This window comes from Stenotrophomonas maltophilia group sp. RNC7 (assembly GCF_030910085.1).
Taxonomy (GTDB): Bacteria; Pseudomonadota; Gammaproteobacteria; order Xanthomonadales; family Xanthomonadaceae; genus Stenotrophomonas; species Stenotrophomonas sepilia.
This window is the reverse complement of record NZ_JAVFVN010000763.1, coordinates 1-955: the sequence shown is the minus strand read 5'-3', so window position 1 is coordinate 955 and position 955 is coordinate 1. Positions and strand designations below refer to the sequence as shown.

Annotated in this window: 1 protein-coding gene; it reads left to right on the top strand. The window is 29.1% G+C overall.

Annotated features, from left to right (window positions below):
- Positions 1-267: 267 nt before the first annotated feature.
- Positions 268-663 carry a hypothetical protein gene (locus tag RCF13_RS17915; protein WP_088106401.1) on the top strand — a complete coding sequence of 132 codons (396 nt, stop codon included), beginning with the start codon at positions 268-270 and terminating at the stop codon, positions 661-663.
- Positions 664-955 lie beyond the last annotated feature (292 nt).

Here is a 955-nt window from a genome sequence, read left to right as displayed (position 1 = left end):
TATTCAAACGATAAAACAAGCTTTTGAGCAGTTACAAAAGCAAGAGCAAGATTTGATTCATGTATTTCAAGCGTTAATTCAAAAAATAAGTATTCATCAAGATGGAGCGATAGATATTACATACACTTTTGAAAGTCCATTATAAGAAGGGATATTATACATATTCCTTCTTAATTTTTGTATTAGAAAATAATATTGTACAAGTAGTTATATATTCATTTTCCTTGCATATTTTTTAATGATATGGAATAAAGGGGGATATGAAAAATGTATATTTTGAATGATATAAATCTTGAAGAAGATACACTTTTAGAATCTTATCCAGTTTGTATGAAGGATAAATATAATGGAGAGATTTCTTGTATGGGTATATTAGTGAAAAGGGAAATAGAAAATCATCAATCAAAATTGGAAGGTACACACTATTATCAATTTGTCTATTTTTATGGAAAAAGTCCTATTAATTTTTCTAAATCAGACTATAAGGAATTGCAAGAAAGGGTCCGCTTTGATATGGATCTCGAAATGGTTGCGGATTTCCGATATTCTTTTAGTGAATATAGTTCATCTCCAGGATTGAGTTCATCAATTAAAAATAAGAACTCTTTAACGGACATATTAGGGGATGATATTATGCAGGTTAGCTATGAATATCGCATTTAGGAGATGTTCCTCTTAGTATCTGTAAAAACTAAACAGCTCAAATATTAGGATTAGAAGGCGCTTATAAGCAGTAGTTGAGTTTGTTCATATGGGAGGGATGAACTATAAGAAAGCAGCCGACTTTTACATAAAAGTCGGCAATTTTTCTTTCTATTTAATCTTTAAAAGATATGTATTCTTTAACGGTATAGGTGATTCATATCAAAAGTACCCTGGAAATTAGGGTGCTTTAGTTATATATATTTATGTTAGTATCTAATTAGAGAAATGTATTTGTTAAGAGAGATACTTT